General features: G+C 34.8%; 21 protein-coding genes and 2 pseudogenes. 7 read left to right on the top strand and 16 right to left on the bottom strand.

The window, feature by feature from the left end; all coding sequences use genetic code 11:
• Positions 1–215: 215 nt before the first annotated feature.
• Positions 216–710 (bottom strand): acetolactate synthase small subunit, encoded by a 495-nt coding sequence (gene ilvN / locus A9G44_RS12165; protein ID WP_065591025.1) that lies wholly within the window; start codon positions 708–710, stop codon positions 216–218.
• Positions 710–2,428 (bottom strand): acetolactate synthase 3 large subunit, encoded by a 1,719-nt coding sequence (gene ilvI / locus A9G44_RS12160; protein WP_065611293.1) that lies wholly within the window; start codon positions 2,426–2,428, stop codon positions 710–712. Before ilvI ends, ilvN begins: the two co-directional genes overlap by 1 nt.
• Positions 2,429–2,712: 284 nt before the next feature.
• Between ilvI and ygfZ the strand changes: the two genes are divergently transcribed.
• A complete protein-coding gene (gene ygfZ / locus A9G44_RS12155) occupies positions 2,713–3,588 on the top strand; it encodes a tRNA-modifying protein YgfZ (protein ID WP_065611291.1) in 876 nt (291 codons plus the stop codon).
• A 68-nt stretch (positions 3,589–3,656) separates the two neighbouring features.
• Here the strand turns inward: ygfZ and A9G44_RS12150 are convergent, their stop codons facing one another.
• The 5 genes from A9G44_RS12150 to ppdD all read right to left on the bottom strand — a co-directional run bounded on the left by A9G44_RS12150 (position 3,657) and on the right by ppdD (position 8,526).
• A complete protein-coding gene (locus A9G44_RS12150; protein WP_065611289.1) occupies positions 3,657–4,814 on the bottom strand; it encodes a M20 aminoacylase family protein in 1,158 nt (385 codons plus the stop codon).
• Between the two features lie 210 nt (positions 4,815–5,024).
• Positions 5,025–5,774: a prepilin peptidase gene (locus tag A9G44_RS12145; RefSeq protein ID WP_065611287.1), complete on the bottom strand. Its 750-nt coding sequence runs from the start codon at positions 5,772–5,774 to the stop codon at positions 5,025–5,027.
• Entirely contained in the window at positions 5,774–6,949 is a 1,176-nt protein-coding gene (locus A9G44_RS12140) for a type II secretion system F family protein (RefSeq protein WP_065611286.1), read from the bottom strand. Before A9G44_RS12140 ends, A9G44_RS12145 begins: the two co-directional genes overlap by 1 nt.
• Positions 6,946–8,055, bottom strand: coding sequence for an ATPase, T2SS/T4P/T4SS family (locus tag A9G44_RS12135; RefSeq protein ID WP_065611284.1), 1,110 nt, complete (start codon positions 8,053–8,055; stop codon positions 6,946–6,948). The genes A9G44_RS12140 and A9G44_RS12135 overlap by 4 nt, the downstream gene beginning before the upstream one ends.
• Positions 8,056–8,094: 39 nt before the next feature.
• On the bottom strand, positions 8,095–8,526 hold the full coding sequence (gene ppdD, locus A9G44_RS12130; protein ID WP_034911395.1) for a prepilin peptidase-dependent pilin: 432 nt from the start codon (positions 8,524–8,526) through the stop codon (positions 8,095–8,097).
• 200 nt (positions 8,527–8,726) lie between these two features.
• Between ppdD and ampD the strand changes: the two are divergent.
• Both ampD and A9G44_RS14145 read left to right on the top strand, forming a co-directional pair.
• Positions 8,727–9,275 (top strand): annotated as a pseudogene (gene ampD, locus A9G44_RS14150) (1,6-anhydro-N-acetylmuramyl-L-alanine amidase AmpD); the annotation flags it as partial.
• A gap of 21 nt (positions 9,276–9,296) precedes the next feature.
• Positions 9,297–9,590 (top strand): annotated as a pseudogene (locus A9G44_RS14145) (YqcC family protein); the annotation flags it as partial.
• Between the two features lie 89 nt (positions 9,591–9,679).
• Here A9G44_RS14145 and mltG read toward each other — a convergent pair.
• The 3 genes from mltG to A9G44_RS12110 all read right to left on the bottom strand — a co-directional run bounded on the left by mltG (position 9,680) and on the right by A9G44_RS12110 (position 12,331).
• Positions 9,680–10,702, bottom strand: coding sequence for an endolytic transglycosylase MltG (gene mltG, locus A9G44_RS12120; protein ID WP_065611280.1), 1,023 nt, complete (start codon positions 10,700–10,702; stop codon positions 9,680–9,682).
• Positions 10,695–11,795 carry an alanine racemase gene (gene alr, locus A9G44_RS12115; RefSeq protein ID WP_065611278.1) on the bottom strand — a complete coding sequence of 367 codons (1,101 nt, stop codon included), beginning with the start codon at positions 11,793–11,795 and terminating at the stop codon, positions 10,695–10,697. Before alr ends, mltG begins: the two co-directional genes overlap by 8 nt.
• Before the next feature lie 206 nt (positions 11,796–12,001).
• The gene (locus A9G44_RS12110; protein ID WP_034911385.1) at positions 12,002–12,331 is read right to left on the bottom strand and encodes a nitrous oxide-stimulated promoter family protein; all 330 of its coding nucleotides are present in this window, start codon (positions 12,329–12,331) and stop codon (positions 12,002–12,004) included.
• Positions 12,332–12,401: 70 nt separating this feature from the next.
• Here A9G44_RS12110 and A9G44_RS12105 point away from each other — a divergent pair, with 70 nt between their 5' ends.
• A complete protein-coding gene (locus A9G44_RS12105; protein WP_065611276.1) occupies positions 12,402–13,232 on the top strand; it encodes a shikimate 5-dehydrogenase in 831 nt (276 codons plus the stop codon).
• Positions 13,233–13,293: 61 nt separating this feature from the next.
• Here A9G44_RS12105 and ycaO read toward each other — a convergent pair whose 3' ends face one another.
• The gene (ycaO, locus tag A9G44_RS12100) at positions 13,294–15,060 is read right to left on the bottom strand and encodes a 30S ribosomal protein S12 methylthiotransferase accessory factor YcaO (protein WP_065611274.1); all 1,767 of its coding nucleotides are present in this window, start codon (positions 15,058–15,060) and stop codon (positions 13,294–13,296) included.
• A gap of 118 nt (positions 15,061–15,178) precedes the next feature.
• Here ycaO and A9G44_RS12095 point away from each other — a divergent pair, with 118 nt between their 5' ends.
• On the top strand, positions 15,179–15,535 hold the full coding sequence (locus A9G44_RS12095) for a DUF4282 domain-containing protein (protein ID WP_051634198.1): 357 nt from the start codon (positions 15,179–15,181) through the stop codon (positions 15,533–15,535).
• A gap of 103 nt (positions 15,536–15,638) precedes the next feature.
• Here A9G44_RS12095 and tsaD read toward each other — a convergent pair whose 3' ends face one another.
• From tsaD to coaE, 4 genes are read right to left on the bottom strand one after another with little or no spacing between them, the layout of a single operon-like run.
• On the bottom strand, positions 15,639–16,664 hold the full coding sequence (gene tsaD, locus A9G44_RS12090; RefSeq protein WP_065611271.1) for a tRNA (adenosine(37)-N6)-threonylcarbamoyltransferase complex transferase subunit TsaD: 1,026 nt from the start codon (positions 16,662–16,664) through the stop codon (positions 15,639–15,641).
• On the bottom strand, positions 16,664–16,879 hold the full coding sequence (gene yacG, locus A9G44_RS12085; RefSeq protein ID WP_034911369.1) for a DNA gyrase inhibitor YacG: 216 nt from the start codon (positions 16,877–16,879) through the stop codon (positions 16,664–16,666). Before yacG ends, tsaD begins: the two co-directional genes overlap by 1 nt.
• A gap of 28 nt (positions 16,880–16,907) precedes the next feature.
• On the bottom strand, positions 16,908–17,645 hold the full coding sequence (zapD, locus tag A9G44_RS12080; protein WP_065611269.1) for a cell division protein ZapD: 738 nt from the start codon (positions 17,643–17,645) through the stop codon (positions 16,908–16,910).
• A 5-nt stretch (positions 17,646–17,650) separates the two neighbouring features.
• Positions 17,651–18,256 (bottom strand): dephospho-CoA kinase, encoded by a 606-nt coding sequence (gene coaE, locus A9G44_RS12075; protein ID WP_065591010.1) that lies wholly within the window; start codon positions 18,254–18,256, stop codon positions 17,651–17,653.
• 256 nt (positions 18,257–18,512) lie between these two features.
• Between coaE and lexA the strand changes: the two genes are divergently transcribed.
• A complete protein-coding gene (lexA, locus tag A9G44_RS12070; RefSeq protein ID WP_065611267.1) occupies positions 18,513–19,139 on the top strand; it encodes a transcriptional repressor LexA in 627 nt (208 codons plus the stop codon).
• Positions 19,140–19,220: 81 nt separating this feature from the next.
• Positions 19,221–19,595: a hypothetical protein gene (locus tag A9G44_RS12065; RefSeq protein WP_065611265.1), complete on the top strand. Its 375-nt coding sequence runs from the start codon at positions 19,221–19,223 to the stop codon at positions 19,593–19,595.
• A 127-nt stretch (positions 19,596–19,722) separates the two neighbouring features.
• On the opposite strand, the gene hisM is transcribed toward A9G44_RS12065, so the two are convergent.
• Complete coding sequence (hisM, locus tag A9G44_RS12060) at positions 19,723–20,442, bottom strand: histidine ABC transporter permease HisM (RefSeq protein ID WP_065611263.1); 720 nt, start codon at positions 20,440–20,442, stop codon at positions 19,723–19,725.
• Between the last annotated feature and the right edge of the window lie 3 nt (positions 20,443–20,445).

Genomic DNA, 20,445 nt, shown 5'->3' with positions numbered 1-20,445 from the left:
ATCTAGAAACTACTGATCTTCCAATTTTGGCACTTTTTCAAGTAAGTATCTAGTAGCATAGTTCTTGGCATAACGAGCTGTTATTGTTAATTTTTGGCGAGATTAAATTATGACAACATCTTTATGCCTTTTAACTAAAAAACAAACAACTTAATACTGTTAACAAAATTAAGGCGCACAATGTGCCTTAATAAATATGTTAACTATAAATGTAGCTATTTAACTGTTTTTTCACTACGTGATAAGCCAATAATTCCTGAACGGACGGTTTCGATAATATTGCATGTTTCACGAATTGAGGATAAAAATGAATCTAGTTTTTCACTAGTACCCGATAGTTGTACAATGTAATGTGTTGCAGTAACATCTACGATCGATCCTCTAAAAATATCGGCACAACGTTTAACTTCATCACGTGCTTGTGAACCTTTTGCTTCTACTTTTACTAGCATGATTTCACGCTCTACATGCGGGCCTTCGGTTAAATCATGAACACGGTAAACATTAACAAGTTTATGCAATTGCTTTTGGATCTGTTCAATCACATGCTCATCACCCGAGGTCTGAATTGTCATGCGGTGCATGGTTGGATCTTCAGTCTGCGCAGTGGTGATAGTTTCGATATTAAAACCACGTTGCGAAAACAAGCCGATAATTCGTGATAATGCGCCTGGTTCGTTTTCGGTTAAGATTGATAATATATAACGCATTAGGTTCTCTCCGTTTTACTAAGCCACATTTCGTTCATTGCACCACCTCGAACTTGCATTGGATATACATGTTCAGTCGCATCAGTCATAACATCAACAAAAACTAAACGGTTTTTGATTGCCAGTGCTTGTTTCAGTTTAGATTCTAGTTCCTCACGCTTTGTTATTACCATACCAACATGACCATAGGCTTCTGCAATTTTGGCAAAATCAGGTAGAGATTCCATATAAGAACTTGAATGGCGTCCAGCATAAATCATATCTTGCCACTGTTTAACCATACCTAAAAAGCGGTTGTTCAAATTTAAAACCAATACTGGTAAGCCATATTGCAATGCAGTTGATAATTCTTGAATATTCATTTGGATACTACCATCGCCTGTTACACATACAACGGTTTTTTTAGGATATGCTAATTTAACCCCTAGCGCTGCTGGCAAACCAAATCCCATCGTGCCAAGCCCACCAGATGTGATAAAGTGACGTGGTTTGTCAAATGGGTAATAAAGCGCAGTAAACATTTGATGCTGACCAACATCGGTCGTCACAAATGCATCACCTTTGGTTAGTTTATATAACACTTGTATCGTTTCTTGTGGTTTAATGCTTAGCCCTTCATGGTTATAAGCTAAGCAGTGACGTGATCGCCAGTGTTCTATCTGTTTCCACCAATCAATTAATGCGTCAAGATCACGTTCTGTATCTAACTCATCTAACATAGACAGCAAAGTTTCAAGAACAACTTTTGCGTCTCCAACTACAGGAATCGAAGCAGATATAGTTTTTGAAATAGAAGTCGGATCAATATCAACATGAATAATTTTGGCTTTTGGACAATATTTTTCAACATTATTGGTTGTTCGATCATCAAAACGTGCACCAATTGCAAAAATTACATCGGCATTATGCATGGACATATTAGCTTCATAAACACCGTGCATACCTATCATACCAAGATAATGTTTATCAGTTCCTGGAAAAGCACTAATACCCATTAACGTTGAAGCTACAGGTAAGTTTAATTTTTCTGCAAGTGTTTTAATTTCGCCACTAGCATCGGCGGCAATAACCCCACCACCAATAAATAACACCGGCTTTTTAGCCGATAATAACGTGGTTAATGCTTTTCTGATCTGTTTTTTATGGCCTTGAATAGTTGGATTGTAAGATCTCATTAAAACTGATTTTGGATAATGATAATTATATTTGTTAGCTGGATTAACAATATCTTTTGGTAGATCGATAACCACTGGACCGGGCCTACCTGTCGAAGCAATATAAAATGCTTTTTTGATAGTTTCTGGAATATCTTTACTATCTTTGACTAAAAAACTGTGTTTAACAATCGGACGCGAAATTCCGATCATGTCACATTCTTGGAATGCATCATTACCAATTAGGTTACTGGCAACTTGTCCTGACAATATAACCAGTGGAACCGAATCCATGTAAGCTGTTGCAATACCAGTAATAGTGTTTGTTGCCCCAGGACCTGATGTAACTAAAACAACACCAACATTCCCTGTTGCTCTAGCATAACCATCGGCCATATGTACCGCAGCTTGTTCATGGCGAACTAATATATGTTCAATACCGCCTAATGTGTGAATTGCATCATAAATATCAAGAACACTACCACCGGGATAGCCAAATATCTGTTTTACTCCTTGGTCAATCAAAGATTGAATAACCATCTCTGCGCCTGACAGTTTTGCCATGGTTGTTGTCTCCAATGTAACTGATTAGTCATTTAGTGGTTTATTTTGCATCAACTTATAAACAAAATCAATTAAAGTCAATTAACTAAGCGTTTTACTGAAAAAATTATCCACAAATAAAAGTATTTTTTAAAATATTATGAATAATATCCGTAATCTATCTATTTTATTTAAATATTGCTAATTGATTTTATTGTTATTTTTTTATTTTTTATATAAACTCAGGAGATAAGTATTTCTAGCCATAACGGTGCTAGGATTCTTCATCACCCAAAGGTACAAATATGAGCAATATTTCTTCTAAACCAACCTCTCTTGCTGACTGGCAATTAGTTAAAGTTACAGGTGAGGATAACCGAGCTTTCTTGCAAGGTCAAATAACTAACGATATTAACCGACTTTCAGAAAAATCTACTCTTTATGCTGCTCATTGCGACAGTAAAGGCAGAATGTGGAGTACTTTATTGTTATTTCAACGAGGTAATGATATTTACTATATTGAGCGTAAAAGTGTTGTTAAAAAACAGATTGCCGAACTAACAAAATACGCTGTTTTTTCTAAAGTAACTATCGAACCAGTCGAAGATCTAAATATGGTCGGCTTGGTTGGAGATGCGATCCCCCCTGGAATCACAGAAAAATTAAGCGATAAAAACTGTTTTACTGAAAATAATATCACCTATATCAAACTACCTTTACCGCAAATGCGTGTTATTATGGTAACGCCGGAGCCTATTTCTGAAGATTTACATCCATGTAGCGACTGGCTAAAACTTGATCTTCAAGCTGGTTATCCTATCATTGATAATGACAATATGGCAATATTATTACCACAAGCTTGTAATTTGCAATCTTATGATGCAATCAGCTTTGAAAAAGGTTGTTACTGTGGTCAGGAAATGGTAGCTAGAGCGCAGTTCCGTGGAGCAAATACTCGTGGTATGTATGTTATAAAGGGCACGAGTGATGTTCTACCTAAAATTGGTAGTACACTTGAATATAAACTTGCCGGTGGTTGGCGAGAAGGGGGACTTGTGTTAGCTGCGGCAAAACTAGACGAAAAAGACGGTGTTTGCGTCCAAGTGGTACTTAATAATGGAATTGATTTAAATACGCCATTTAGAGTATATGGAAATGACAATAGCCGAATGACATTTTAATTGTCTGCGACTAATAAGCTGGGATAACACAACGTTTATTCCAGCTGTCGTTGAAATCTCGTTTTAACTTAGTTAGCAAGTTCTTGGTTAACTATTTCAACAAAATAGCTTACACCAGTTGTTAACACTTCATCATTAAAGTTAAAAGCTGGATTATGCAAATTAGCCCCTTTACCAGCGCCCAACCATACATAAACACCAGGGATTTTTTGTAGCATAAAAGCAAAATCTTCTGAACCCATTGAAGGGAGAGGATCAATAATTAAGTTATCTTGTCCCACAACTTGTTTAGCAGCTGCAATAGCAATATCAGCTTGTTTAGCGTAATTGATGGTAGCTGGGTAACGGCGTTGATAATCTACTTCCGCCTTGGCTCCAAATGTTGTGGCAATACCTGTTGCTATTTGTTTAATACGATTTTCAGCCATATCTTGTACTTGTGCACTAAATGTTCTAACAGTACCGCGAATAACCGCTTCCTGTGGTAACACATTCCAAGTATCGCCACTATGAATTTGCGTTACGCTAACTACCAATGAACTTAAAGGATCAGCATTACGGCTCACAATACTTTGTAATCCATTTACGATTTGCGTAGCTGTCAAAATTGTATCTTTCCCTAGATGAGGCGCAGCGGCATGAGCACCAACACCCGTTATTTTGATCTCAAATACATCATACGATGCCATCATTGGGCCATGATTAATATAAAAGTGATTTAACTCCATATTAGGTTGATTATGCATGCCATATACTGCTTCAATCGGAAATCGTTCAAATAAGCCATTTTCAACCATTACTCTGGCTCCGCCTTCGTTTTCTTCAGCTGGTTGAAAAATAAGAACAACAGTACCAGCAAAATCACAGTGTTCGCTAAGATATTTAGCCGTTCCTAGTAACATAGCAGTATGTCCATCATGACCACACCCATGCATTTTGCCAGAAATGGTTGAGCAATAACTAATATTATTTTCTTCAATAATATCTAATGCATCTATATCAGCTCGCAGAGCAATCCATCGTCCATCACGATTACCTTTAATAATACCAACAACTCCTGTTGGGGCAAAATCAGTATATAACTCGGTAATACCAAAGGATTGTAACTTTTCGATAATAAATTGCGTGGTTTTAACCTCTTCAAAGGCTGTTTCTGGATGGGCGTGAATATGATGGCGCCATGTTATCATTTCGGTTTTTAATTGATTAATACTATTAGTTATCATAAGTAATTCCTTAGTAGGTGAATAACCTGCGGTTCAACAAGCCTAGCTAACACTATAATGCGATTTTCACTTTTATAAAAATAACTAATTTTACTATAGATATCAATTTTAGTTATATATTGTATTTAACGAAAAAATAATACATTTATGCACTTTTACACTTATTAATTAACAATAAATTGATTAAAACACCTATTTTCCTGAAACTTTTTAACAGAAATAATAAATCACATAACCAGAAATTAATAAGAAAGGACCAAATGGAATAACATTTGATTTTGGTTTATTGATCACATATCGCAAAAAAAGAGAATATATAATCCCCAATAAGGAAGCAAAAAATAATAACATTGGTAATAATGTATAAGGCAACCAAGCACCAAGAGCGGCAAGCAATTTGATATCGCCTCCCCCTAATCCCTGTTTTTTAGATACCAAATAAAATAAAGTAGCAGGTACTTTTAATAATACATATCCCCAAAAAATACCTAGCAAAGCATCGGTTAAGATGATATTTGCCATGTCAAAATAGGCAAGCATTACACCTGCCCACATTAATGGTTGGGTAAACAAATCTGGCAATAAATAGTATTTAAAATCAATTAAAGCTAAAAGCAAAAAATAACAACCAAGAATCATTAAAATGCCGCTTTGATAATTGATGCTTTTATCAATATAAATAAAAGTAAATAAAACAGCGACAAATAATTCAACAATAAGATATTGGCATGAAATATTGGTATTGCAGTAATAACAACGTCGTTTTAATATTAACCAAGAAATAATCGGTATCAATTGCCAAGCTTTAAGTTTACTATGACAATGTGGGCAAGCAGATCGATGAAAACAAATTCGACATAAATATCGGTATGGTGTCAGTGTTGGCAAATAACGATAATAAGCAACATAAACAAAACTACCGATACAAAGACCTAAATAGATAATAATAAATACTAACATTAGTGAATTACATCGCCCATTTGGAATATTGGTAAATACATAGCTACAATTAAACTGCCAATAATTAAAGACAAAACAAGCATTAATAATGGCTCGAATGCTTGTGATAAATTATCGGTTAAGGTTTGATTTTGTTCTTGATAATAAATTGCTAATTTATCGAGCATTAAATCTAGTGTGCCTGATTCCTCCCCCACATGAATTAACTGTGAACATAAATTAGGAAAGTATCGTTGCCCATGCAATACATGGCTAAATGGAAGCCCTTGCTCAATGCCTACAATAATTTGAGAAATACTATCACGATAAAGACAATAGCAAGTAGTATTAGCCGCCGCAGTTAAACCAGCTAATAATGGTATGCCAGCTTTTTGAGTGATTCCAATTGTTTGAAAAATCTGAGTTAAGCAAGTGGTTTGAATAATTTTTCCAATAAAAGGAAATTTTATTACTATCATTTCGATTTTACGTCGATAACGCACTTTTAAATAGCGCTGATAACAGAAATAACTAATAAAAAAGACGATACACCAAATTACCCAGTTTTGTTGCAAATAACTCGAAAAATCAATAACTCCTTGTGTAAAAGCTGGTAGTTCAGCATCGAAATTTTGATAAATATCGGAAAATTTTGGTAAAACGAATAATAACATTACCAAACTTGCCATCATTGCAATCAATAATAAAAATAACGGATAACGCATTGCCTTTTTTAGGCTTTTTTGCAGTTTAATTGATTTTTCAAGCAATAACGATAATTGTTCAAAACTTTCATCGAGCTGCCCAGTTAGTTCACCTGTTGCAATAATCTCACAATACAAAGAGGAAAATACCGATTGATGTTGCTGCAATACTTGAGATAAAAATTCGCCTTTAGCGACTTGTTGTTTGATATCAAGTAACAAATATTGCCAATGCGGTTTAGCTTGTTCTTGAGCAAGCAATTGTAATGTATCAATAATAGACAAACCGGCTTTTAACATAGTCGCTAATTGTTTGGTAATCATCAGTAGATCTGTACGATTAAAACTATGTGCAGTAATAATTTTACCAGCTTTAATCTTAATGGCAATTTTACCTTGCAACAATAACAGTCTTTTAGCAGCCTGTGATGATTCAGCGATAATTTTGTGTTGATTAAAATCGACATCATACCAATAATAGAGCCGTTTCATACTGTATCACCCAAGACTCGATTTAATTCAGCTAACGTTGTCATACCCTGCTTCACTAATTTTTGCCCAGCTTTTTTTAAAGAAATCATATTTGAGGATAAAATAGCTTGATTTGCTAAGATTTGTTGTTGAATTTCGGGGGTGATGACTAACAACTCGTATAGTCCAATTCTTCCTTTATAGCCACCAATACAATTAGAGCACCCTGAAGACAAATAATGTGTTACATGTTCATTACCAAACATAACCAGATCATTCGCTACTACCTTACAGTGTGAACACAATTTTCGAACTAACCGCTGAGCAATGATTAATTTTAAACTTGATGATAATAGATAATTTTCTATACCCATTTGCTTTAATCGTGTTATTGCCTCGACACTTGAATTAGTATGCAATGTAGATAATACTAGATGCCCTGTTTGCGCAGCTTGAATGGCAATTTCGGCGGTTTCACGATCGCGAATTTCGCCGATCATCATTACATCAGGATCTTGCCGTAGTAAAGCACGCAATACAATAGCAAATGTTAAGCCAGCCTTGAGATTAATCGCAGTTTGATTAATACCCTCTAGAGGAATTTCAATGGGATCTTCGACACTACAGATGTTACGTTCGGTTTTATTTAACCGCTTTAATCCACCATATAACGTCACCGTTTTACCGCTTCCTGTTGGACCTGTAACTAAAATCAATCCTTGTGGGTAGTCTAAAATTTGTTTGAATGTTAACAGATCTGCATCCGTTAACCCTAAATCATTAATGGTTAATTCAGATTCATGATTATCCATTACTCTTAAAACAATTTTTTCGCCATTCATTACAGGCAAAGTGGAAATACGCATGGTATAACGATCAATAATGAGTTGACCATCTTGCGGTAATCGATGTTCAGCTATATTTAGTTGAGACATGATTTTTAATCTTGCTGTTATCTGTTTCGCTAATGCAAGTGGGGGTGATAACATATCGTGCAAAACACCATCAATGCGCATACGAATACGATAGCTATGTTGGTAAGGCTCAAAATGAATATCCGAAGCACGCTTATCTAATGCTTCAAGTAACAATTTATCGATACTTTCAATTAACAGTTCTTCTTGCATAAAGGTGATTCCTTATTCGTCAATTATAAAATACAAACATTAGAATTTAAAAATATCTTCACAAGCACTGGTTAAACTGGTATCACTTGGCGATGTAGTACAAACTCGGCTCCAATCTAAATTGCCATTTGTAGCATTGATTGTTGGTGTTAGTGTAGTAGTTAACCCTGTTAAGGCGCTGGTTCCAACCAAGGTAATAACTCCGTTATTAACCGTAATAGAGGTAACATAATTTGATGTTCGACTCGCTGGTACGCCATTATTACCATTACTACAATTGGTTAAGCTACCTTGCTCTACAGCACAAATTTCGACAGCTGTTTTATACGAAGTCATCGTTTGTAACATATCGGTTAAGGCAGCTTTTTTTACATATCCCTGATAAGCAGGAACACCGATAGCAGCTAAGATAGCGATAACAATAATAGCAATCATAAGTTCAAATAACGTAAAGCCCGATTGATTAGACATAAATACCTCTATTTTTTAGTCAATGATTTAATCTAAGAGCCTTTATAGCAAAACAAAAAAATGGAATAATAATGAAAAAGTAAGATTAGAAAGTAAAATCCTTAATGTAGTTAATTATTACGTTGTATGTTCAATTTTTGCGAAGCAAATCGCAAAATAGACAAATCCATACATCGGTTTATCAAATAAGTGGAGTCACTATGTCCCTAAAAATTGTTAATGGCTGGTTACAAGGTATAAAGCAAGTTGTTTCGCCTTTTTATAATGAACGACCTATTAATAAACCGATATCACTACTTGTTATTCATAATATAAGCTTACCGCCCAATGAATATGGAGGTCCTTATGTTGAGCAATTATTTACTGGTCGGCTCGATCCCAACCAGCACCCGTACTTTGCTTCGATTCATCAACTTGAAGTATCAAGCCATCTGTTTATTCGACGTGATGGTGAAATTATTCAATTTGTTCCATTTGATAAACGTGCCTGGCATGCAGGAAAATCAGCATTTGAAGGGCAAGAAAATTGTAATGATTTTTCGATCGGCATCGAAATGGAAGGATGTGATAGCGATAATTTTACCGAACAACAATATCAGCAATTAGTAAACGTTACGTTATTATTACAACAAACTTATGCCATCAAAGATATTGCTGGGCATAGCGATATTGCTCCAAATCGAAAAACAGATCCTGGCCCTTGTTTTGATTGGCTACATTATCAGAATTTATTAACACAAAAATCGCAAGGGCAAAAGCTACTAAATCAACTTGAACAAATTATAGAGGAATTACAAAAAATCAATTTATGGCAAACTATACCGCCAAATCCCAATGCATTTTTAAGCCAAGAACCTTTTGCTATCGATACCATGCAAGCACACGAATGGTTACAATGGATTTTTATTCCACGTATACAAGCAATGATTGACGCCAAAACAAATTTGCCCAAATTTGCCTTACACCCTTATTTTGAAGAAGCACTAAAAGAGCAAGAACAAGATGTTAATCATCTACTTTACCTAATTAAGCAACTTGATGATTTGTCGCAACTTAATTTATGAAAAATTACCGCATTAATATGCGGTAATAATTAAAGTTAACAAACCTGAAAAAATGCTCAGGTAGAGCATTGATTTTATTTAATTTTTATTTAATTTCCACTACTATTCATTCGACGATACTCATTAACTGCTTGCTGATGGTTACTGTAAGTACTTGAGAATGTATGTCCACCTGTTCCATTCGCCACAAAAAACAGATAATTGGTTTTAGCTGGGTGTGCTGCAGCTTCGAGCGAGGCAATGCTTGGCATTGCAATTGGAGTTGGTGGTAATCCTTCAATAACATAAGTATTATAAGGATTTTCAGTATCGGTCAAATCAACGCGCCTAATAGTACCTTTATAGTTATCGCCTAAACCATAAATAATAGTTGGATCTGTTTGTAACTTCATTTTAGCTCTTAAACGATTAACAAATACCGATGCCACATTAGCACGCTCTGAACTAATACCTGTTTCCTTCTCAATAATTGATGCAATAATCAGTAATTCATAAGGGGATTGATAAGGAAGATTACTATCCCGATTATCCCAAATTTTTTGCAAATTACTTTTCATCGTCATATGCGCACGTTTTAGGATATTAATATCTAAAGTGTCTGCGGTATAAAGGTAAGTATCAGGCGATAACCAACCTTCAATTGATCCTTCAATGCCTAATAACTTAGCAATTTCTTCATCTGTTTTTCCAACTAATGTTTGTTCAATGTATGGCGTACTTTGAATAATATTTAACCAATCTTTAGCTCGTTTACCTTCCACAAATTGAATTGAAAAATTGCTTTCTTTACCCGACACTAATAATTGCAAAAACTCTTCAACGGTCATATGTGGGTGTAATTGATAAGTTCCTGCTTTAATTGATCTCAATGAAGGATTCAATTTACACAAATAAGGCAATAAATAAGCACTATGCATTAATTTACTTTCTTTAACTTGTGCAACCAATTGGTGCATGGATATGCCTTTTTTCAAAACAAACATCTGGTTTTCGTTGGTTACTTGCATTTGTTGTTTTGAAAACTGCTGTAAAAAGTAATAACCAATACTGATCGAGCCGCCAATAATTAATATAAAAGAAAGTAAAGTGTATAAAAATATTTTTTTAATCATAATTTAATTTATCTATATAATGAATTTTTGCGCGTGAAGTTAAGCGCGTTATTAATTCGTAAGCACTAATTCCAGTATGCTTTGCGATTTCCTCAACAGGAAGTCCTGCTCCCCAAAATATGACTTCATCACCTGGTTTTTCAAGACAATTTATACCTAAATCAACTACAATCATATCCATTGATACTCGACCAACGATTGGTACTTTTCGACCATTAATCAAAACAGGAGTATTTTCTGGAATATTTCGTGGATAACCATCACCATACCCCATTGCAACCACACCTAGTTTAGTATCTTGCTGGCTACACCAAATTTGACCATAACCAACTGATTCACCTTTTTTGTGTTTTCGTACCGCAATTAATTCAGATTTAAACGTCATTGCGGGTTGTAGCTCAGCAATCGGTTCATCAAAAGGTGAAACACCATATAAAGCAATACCTTGACGCACAACATCTCGCTGAGCTTTTGGCCAGGCTAATATACCGCCTGATGCAGCAATCGAGCGTTTGCCAATAAGTGATTTGTCATCAATTGAATTAATAAACTCATCAAATAGTTCTATTTGCTTTAACGTTTTCTCTGAAGAGAGATCATCAGCCGAACTAAAATGACTCATAATATTAATTGGTTTGCAAACCACTGAACAACTAGCCAAACGATAAAATTCTTCTTTTGCTTCATCAGGACAAAAACCTAAACGATGCATTCCTGTATCAAGCTTAAACCATGTGGTAATTTGATCTTTACGGAGGGATGTTTGCAATATGTCAATTTGCCATTTGCTATGAATAGCTGGTTGAACGTTAAAATCAATAAAATAATCCAAATCATCATGCGGGAAGAAACCTTCCAAAGCCAGAATCGGTGTGTTAATACCATTGTTTCGCAATTGCATAGCTTCAGTAAGGCGCGATACACCAAAATAATTCACTTTATCATGTAATAATTGAGCAATCTCCTCACTACCGTGTGAATAAGCATTGGCTTTTATAATCGCAACTAGTTGACTATTTGGAGCCATTTTTTTGAGATACTCAACATTATGAATAACTGCTTGACGATTAACTTCAACAACTGCAATAGACATTTCTTTAATCCAGACTCTTATCGAACCATTATTTTAAATTCTGTTTCTAATAATAACAAATTTTTTACAGTATACAAATCGGTGGAAATTTTAGGCTATTACGGAAATTAGTATTTTTAATCAATAGAATATACTAAACCATAATTTTAACTTTATGACGAGTTAATATTTGTTTTGTCATAGTAAACGTTAATAATGGTAATAACTTACCTACTCACCAAGTTTTTATAAAGATGCCTTAATGCCATTGTAGGATAATAAATTAACATTCTTGGACCAGAAAACCGCATTACCTGTTTAATTTTTAATTTATAATCTTTACGATAACAATGTTTAGGGCAACGTTCACATGTCGTTTTTTCTTCACCAAAACGGCACATTGTTAAGCGTTGCATAGCATATTGCAACAGGTCGTTGCATTCCTCACATAACTGATGATGTTGGCTATGATGTTGTTTAAAGCAATATAAATAGATCATTGCTCTTACTGTTGCTTTTTCTTGCTGTATTTTAGGACCGTTATTGTTTGCAACCATAATTACATACACGTTAATTAAGAAAGTGGTAAAATAAAATCATCTAATATGATCACAAGGATTTGTTGTAATGGCAAGAATTATCAATAAAGACACAACTGTTTGCATGTCCCTTTCAGCAAGACCAAGCAATTTTGGTACTCGCTTTCATAACTATTTGTACGAAAAACTCCATCTTAATTACTTATATAAAGCCTTTACTACCAATAATTTGAAAGATGCGATTTATGGCATTAAGGCCTTAGGTATTAGAGGTTGCGCCATTTCAATGCCTTATAAAGAAGCTTGCATTGAGTTTATTGATGAATTAGATGACTCGGTAAAATCTATTCAATCGATAAATACCATTGTTAACACCAACCATCATTTAAAAGCTTATAACACTGATTATATTGCCGTTGCTAAACTCATTGTAGAAAATAATATTGATAATACAACACCATTTGTATTAAAAGGCAGCGGAGGCATGGCTAATGCGGTGATCGGAGCTTTTTATGATGCGGGATTTAAAAATGGTATTATTGTCGCACGTAACCAACAAAAAGGCGAAGCATTAGCCAAACGATATGGCTATAAATGGGTAAAGGATGAGCAAGAAATATTGCCACATCAAGCCAAATTGATTATCAATGTTACCCCAATTGGTATGCTTGGTGGTATTGAGTCTGAGACGCTTGCATTTCCCACAACTATGATAAAAAATGCCGATATTGTGTTTGATGTAGTTGCCCTTCCCGTTGATACTCCCATGATAAAATATGCCCAAAAGATAAATAAAATCATTATTTCAGGTGCTGATGTTGCTGTTTTACAAGCGCTTGAACAGTTTGTGTTATATACCGGTGTAACCCCGAGCGATGAGTTAGTAAGGCAAGCAGGAGAATTTGCAAGGCAAGGTTAAATAAAGTTATTCATTCCACCGTGTTCACCGGTGGAATTTAAATAAAATTTAAGTTAATAATTTATAACATTGTCTGATGCAATTTATTATATACAGCTAATAATTTTTGGTGCATATCAAACTGTTCTAGATTGTTATTGGTCTGTTTCTCGATTTTCGTATAATTAGCTAAACCAAAAAATGTTTTGTCACCATTAGCGTATTGCCACATATCATCAACACAGGTTTTACCATACATTTTATTAAATGCGGCTTGATAGTTATTAAACTGTTTTTTGTCTCGTTCTAAAATAAAATTAACTAATGTCTGTAAACAACGATAAGCATGATTGCGCGATGGCGTGAATATAGACTCGTTCATTTCAATCGTCCAATCAATCCACTGTTGTGCTTGTATTAAGTCTTTGCCTGCCAATGCCAGCATTGCTTTTAACTCGCCAACGCGAAGAGTTAACCAAGCATTATCGTTACCTGTTGCTATGCCTAGCAGTTCGCGAATTCGAGCATAATCATCAAGCCCTTCATCATCAAGCTGTTCAATAATTGCTAGGTACTGTTTAGCTGTACGTTTTTGGTAAGGTAATGACAAAATAAGCTCTCGTAATCCAATAGCCATATTGCTATTGGCAATTATAAGATCTTCAGGAGGATAAATTTCAGACATACCAACGGCCAGAATTCGGCAAGCATATACACCAAGGTGTTCGTAGTCCATAATTAACACTTCAGTATTATGGCGGGTAAAAATATCCATCAAATTAGCAAATTCTTGCTCAGTTGAACCGGAAAAGTCCCAATCGACAAATTCGTAATCTGCTTGCTCATTAAATAGATCCCATGAAATCAAACCGCTCGAATCAATAAAATGCGTTTCTAAATTGCTAAGGTCGGCAATATCATCATTATCAAAACTTGGAGGTGAAAACACATCAAGATCTTTTAAACTGCGTCCTTGTAGTAATTCTGTTACTGTTCTTTCAAGCGCAACGCCAAAATTTGGATGCGCACCAAATGAGGCGTAACACGTTCCATTTTGTGGATTAAATAACACTACACAAATAACCGGAAACTCGCCACCCAATGAAGCATCAAAACAATAAAGCGGAAATCCTTCATTTTCAAGTGCATCAATTGCAGCTAAAACGGTGGGGTAACGGTTAATCACTTCAGTTGGGATAATTGGTAAGCTAATGCTTTCGGCTATAATCTTATTTTTAGTATAACGCTCAAAAATTTCAGATAACCCTTGTACTCGGGCCTCATTACGAGTATTACCGGCTGACATTCCATTAGAGGCATATAAATTAGCAATTAAATTAACTGGCACATAAATAGTTTTTTTGTCAGACTGCTGTTCAAATGGTAAAGCGCAGATACCTCGATCACCATTACTTGATTGTAAATCAATTAAATCTGTTGCACTCAATTCCTGATCAGGATCATAAAACTTAAGTAGTTCTTTGGATAATAGTCCTTTAGGTAGGGAATTATCTTCAGGAATAGTGAACCATTTTTCACTTGGATAATGCACAAAATCGGCATTCGCTATTTGCTCTCCTAAGTAAAAATCTGAAAAAAAGTAATTGGTTGATAACCGTTCAAAATACTCTCCTAAAGCCGATGCTAATGCCGCCTTTTTGCTTGCGCCTTTACCATTAGCAAAGCACAGTGGACATTTAGTATTTTGAATATGCACTGACCACACATTAGGTACCGGATTTAACCAAGAAGTTTCTTTTACTTCTAAATCATATTTTGCTAATTGCTGCTGAAAATAGTTGATCGAATCTTCAAGAGCAGCATCTTTACCGGGGATATAAGTTTTCATAAGTTAATCTCAAAATAATTTTATGTTATAATTGTTGCGCTTTTCAAAAATTATCACTTTATACGCAAATATAAAAAAATAGAAGTAATAAAATCAATCCAACTAAAAAGGAAATAAAATGAACAAAAAAATAGACTTTAAAGGCTTTACCATTAAAGACTTATTCTTCTTTGATAAAATGTTAACACCTTCTTGTATCACAATCGTGTATTGGATCGCATTATTACTTATTGGAATTAGTGCGTTCTCTATGATATTAGGTAGTTTTGCTGCATTTACTTATAGCTTTACTATGGGTTTAGTTGCTTTTTTCACCGGTATTGTTACCTTAGTTGTGGGCTTTATTTCAACTCGCATTGGTTTTGAATTAATTTGTGTACTGTTTAATATTAATCAAAATATTCAAAAATTAGCTAATGAAAAGACCAATTCAGAAAAACAAGAAGAATGTTCTGATACAGATCCTATTAATTAATATCGTTTATTTAACTATATAGCTTAAAAATGCGGGAACAAATTCCCGCATTTTTATTTTTCATGTAATTTTAATTTACATGTTGTCAAATCAAAATAATCAGTTAACCAACATTAAGATCGCTAAGAGGCCATCTTGGTTTAACACTAATAACTAAATCTGAATACTGCCTCTCTTTTAAATGAATCATACCAGCATAAGCAATCATGGCACCATTATCGGTACAAAATTCGAGCCTTGGATAAAAAACTTTTCCTTTTCGTTGATGCATCAACTCAGTCAATTTAGTACGCAGTGTTTTGTTAGCACTTACCCCACCAGCAACTACTAAATTTTTAAATCCTGTTTGTTCAAGTGCTCGTCTTACTTTAATCACCAATGTATCAACCAAAGCATCCTCAAATGCTCTAGCAATATCTGCTTTAGTTTGTAGATCAATAATATTATTATCACTATGCTGATGAATCATATTAGCTGCGGCTGTTTTAAGGCCTGAAAAACTAAAATCAAGCCCAGGACGATCAGTCATTGGCCTAGGAAAATGGAATCGCGCTCCACTACTCTGTTCAGCCAATTTTGATAATTTTGCGCCACCGGGATAATCTAAACCAAGCAATTTGGCTGTTTTATCAAAAGCTTCTCCTGCAGCATCATCAATTGATTCGCCAATAAGTTCATATTTACCAATACCAGTTACACTAATAAGCTGTGTATGCCCTCCTGAAACTAATAATGCAACAAAGGGAAATTTAGGTGGATTATCTTCAAGCATCGGCGCAAGTAAATGGCCTTCCATGTGATGAACTGCAACAGCTGGTACGTTCCAAGCATAAGCAAGCGATCGTCCAATTGATGCGCCTACCATCAAGGCTCCAATCAATCCCGGACCTGCAGTATAGGCAACCCCATCAATATCGTGTGCGGTTAAATTAGCTTGTTTTAAAGCTGCTTGAATTAATGGCACGGTTTTACGAATATGATCGCGTGATGCTAGCTCTGGCACCACACCACCATAATCAGCATGTAATTTAATTTGTGAATAAAGCTGATTTGCAATTAAACCATTGACATCATCATAAATGGCAATGCCAGTTTCATCACATGAAGTTTCAATACCAAGGATCTTCATTAATGTCTACCTACAAAATCAGCAAAGTCTTGTTCACTCCATAGATCTTGTTCTGTTATATCTTTATCGGGAATACGATATTCTTCGGTTGCCCAATCACCTAAATCGATAAGCTGGCAACGCTTACTGCAAAATGGACGATAAAGACTGGTTTGACTCCATTCAACTTCTTTTTGACAAGTTGGGCACTTAACAAATGTAGTATTTTTATTCATTTCAACTCTTTTTATTAACTGTATTCGATCAACAACAGGCTAATTCAAATTCAATTTCATCAGTATTGACGTTATCGTAATTCTCAAGTGCTAAAAAGCGAATACTATAACGCGACAAATGACCAGATACTTGAGGATATACATTTTTATCTAAAGAAATTCGAATACGAATCAAATTAACATCACCATTTGTTTCTTGAAAAAAGTTATTGGTATAAACAAACGGTCTAAATTCCCCTAACCGTCGAATTAATTGCATATAACATGTTAGAGATTTATCAAGTATTGATAAATGCTGTAACCAATTTTTTATTTGATTATAACGCCTTTCTTGTGAAATTCTGAGCCATAAATGAAACGAAGGCAAGTCAAAACTACAACATCCTCCTGGAATCATTAAACGTTGACGAATGGCTGTAATAAATCGATCATCTTTTAATGGTTGTCCTAAACGCCCGATTGCATTAAATTGAGCGATAAAATCATCAAATTGGTGAATCAGGTCATTAAGTAAATCATGATCCACGCCTTCAACATTTAACCACAAGATTAACTTTTGTTTTTGCGATTCAAGCTCTTTAACCAAATCACCTTTAATATCATTACGCTCAATAATCTCTAACAATTCAGACAATGCATGAAAAAAAATCAAAGCACTATTGTCATTAAAATGACAATGTACATTTAATTGATTTAATAAAAATTCAACTCTAAGCCAAGTACGCATTTTTTCATTTAATGGATGTTCAAAAATAATATTATTCATCTATTCTAAATCTTACTTTTAAAGCTATTTAAATATTGTTGATGCAGTAGATTAACTTGTGTTGTTAGCGACAACAAATTACCGTCATTAACTATAATATCATCAGCATAAGATAAACGTTTCTTCAAAGATACTTGTGACTGTATCATCTTTTTAGCTAATGATTCACTAATATTATCCCTTTTTACTAATCGTTCCAATTGTAATGAAAATGAGGTATCAATTATCAGCACACGATCAGCCCAAGTATGCAAATTGTTTTCAATCAATAACGGCACAACCCAAATTAGATAGATTTTACTTTGCATAGCAATTTGTGTTTGAGTTTCTTGTTGAATGATGGGGTGCAACAAATCATTAAGCCAGAGCCGTTCATGCTCATTATTAAAAATAATTTCGCGGAGTTGACTACGATCAAGTTCTCCATTAGCGAGTAAAATTTCTTGGCTGAAATGCTTAACAATTTGGTTAAACGCATAACTACCAGGTTGCACAACTTGCCTCGCAATAATATCTGCATCAATAATAGGCACGCCTAATTTGGCAAACAAATCAGCAATAGTGCTTTTACCGCTGGCAATACCACCACTGAGCGCAACAACATAAGACATAAAGCAAATTCCAATCCAACAAAAATTGCTTTATTATAACATATATATAAGTTGATTAAATAACACTAATAAGGAGAAAGATTCAGTTGTTAATTAACTATTGCATTTCCAGAATAATTCACAAAATTAGCGCATAATAACAACAATCCCCCCCAAAATTTACCACCAATTGAAAAATAAATTAAATAAAACAGTTGTTTTATATTATTAGCTGTATATAATTACATATATCTGTATATAAAAACAGGAATATGTAATGAGACCGTTAACTGAACGCCAACAACAGATTTATGATTTAATAAAAAATAACATTCAAAATACTGGTATGCCACCTACACGTGCCGAAATTGCCCAGAAATTGGGGTTTCGATCTGCCAACGCCGCCGAAGAACATCTGAAAGCTTTAGCTAAAAAAGGCGCAATTGAAATGATTGCCGGCTCATCGCGTGGAATTCGCCTTTTACTTGAAACACCTATTGAGCCAAACGAACAGGAAGGTTTACCGCTTATTGGACAAGTCGCAGCTGGTTCGCCAATATTAGCGCAAGAGCATATTGAAAGCCATTACCAAGTTGATCCTTCACTATTTAAACCTCGCGCAGACTTTTTATTAAGAGTGCAAGGTATGTCAATGAAAGATATTGGTATATTTGACGGTGACTTGTTGGCTGTACATAAAACCCAAGACGTTAAAAATGGACAAGTTGTTGTAGCTCGTATTGATGATGAAGTTACAGTTAAACGCTTGTCGCGTAAAGGCAAGCATGTACATCTTCTTGCCGAAAATGCCGAGTTTTCGCCAATCAAAGTTGATTTAGAACAGCAAAATTTTGCTATTGAAGGATTAGCGGTTGGTATTATTCGTAACGGATCTTGGATGTAAGCAAACTCATAGACGCAAGTATATAGAAGTATAGCCAAAGTTAGTATAAAATAGCACTTAACTAACGTGTGGGAGATTACTATGTGGCTATTTTGGTTATACGAATTTTTAGGGTTTATTGCAGTTTTATTACTCGTTTTTGGGTACTGCCGTTTTAGAGGGATCGGTTTTTGGCTTTTTATTTGGAAACATCTAAAATGGGTTGCTTCAGCTGTATTAATTACTTGGTTAGGTATTGCATTACTTTGTCGCGTTGATTTATATAATGCAACTCACTGTTATTTTAGAGGCGAAAGTATGCGAGCTAACACAAAATATTCTATCTTTTTAGGCGAATGCCAAGTAGAAACTCCTAGCGGCAGTTATGTTCCTATTGAACGAGCTAGAGCATTACCTGGTTCAAGTCACCATGATGATGATGCCGACTCTACAAACGATTTTTATCCTATAAATTAACATGTTGTCAAATCGACAAACAACCAAAATCCGGCAAATGTCATTACAATTGTCGGATTTTTATTTTGATAGATCAATAACCTTATAAACGAATTGAGAAAATTATCCGATAGTCTAAATCAATTTATTAACTGATTTGCATATTAGCCTGCTGAAAAGCCAAATAACGTTGCTCTAACTTTTTGAAACTAAAAATCAATGTAAAGCTCACACTAAGATAAATCACTGCTGCAATACCAAAAGCATGAAAAGGTTGATAGGTTTCGGCATAAATATCGCGCGCAATCTTCATCACATCAGGCACAGTAACAGTAAAAGCCAGTGCAGTTGAATGCAACATAAAAATGACCTCGTTACTATAAGCTGGCAATGCAATACGAAATGCTCTTGGAAAAATGATATAACGATAAAGTTGAAAACGATTAAAACCAAGTGCTGTTGCGGCTTGAATTTCGCCATTTGGCACATTCCGCATGGCACCAGCAAAAACCTCAGTAGTATAGGCGCAAGTGTTTAAGGTGAAAGCTAACACCGTACAATTTAAACCACTTTGAAAAAAATCCCCTAACCAAGTATTATTTTTAACCACACTTAAGGTATATATGCCAGTATAAATAATCAATAACTTCACATATAAAGGCGTACCTCGAAAAATATAAGTAAATAGCCAAATAGGTAATTTAATCAGTTTATTTTGCGAGTTTCGCCCTACCGCTAACGCTAGTGACAAAATTCCCCCCATTAAAACCGATAAAATCAAAATCCACAGCGTCATCGCAAGACCAGTGATATTATAACCATCGGTCCATAATAGTGATTGCCAATATTGTTGAATAATTTCTAACATGAG

Source organism: Gilliamella sp. Occ4-3 (assembly GCF_001690675.1).
GTDB classification, from domain to species: Bacteria; Pseudomonadota; Gammaproteobacteria; order Enterobacterales; family Orbaceae; genus Gilliamella; species Gilliamella bombi.
Note: the sequence above shows the minus strand (reverse complement) of the source record. Positions and strands in the feature narration are given on the sequence as shown.